Source organism: Staphylococcus simulans (assembly GCF_002902285.1).
Taxonomy (GTDB): Bacteria; Bacillota; Bacilli; order Staphylococcales; family Staphylococcaceae; genus Staphylococcus; species Staphylococcus simulans.
Map to the genome: position 1 here is coordinate 1 of NZ_PPRU01000022.1, position 240 is coordinate 240.

The following is a 240-nucleotide window of genomic DNA, read 5'->3' on the forward strand; positions in this document are numbered from 1 at the left end:
CATGTATTTGTATTTCATCACTCACTGCTCCTCTCCAGTAATTCAGGGTTTTCATAAATATTTCCAACAACTTCCCCGATTTTTGAAATGCGATAAATATCTTCATAATATTCGTTGTTATCTTCAGTTAATCTGAATCTTGCTTGCTCCTTTTCATATGTGATAAAACCATATATTGTAGCTTGCCAACCATGACCATGATGTCCCAACCACTTAAGAATATCGCCCTCATAAATTTCT

The 240-nt window shown here is 34.6% G+C and carries 1 protein-coding gene; it reads right to left on the minus strand.

Annotated elements, in window-relative coordinates:
• Positions 1–17: 17 nt before the first annotated feature.
• Positions 18–240: YopX family protein (locus CD112_RS06035; protein ID WP_258026691.1), on the minus strand; the 223-nt coding region annotated here is incomplete at its 5' end.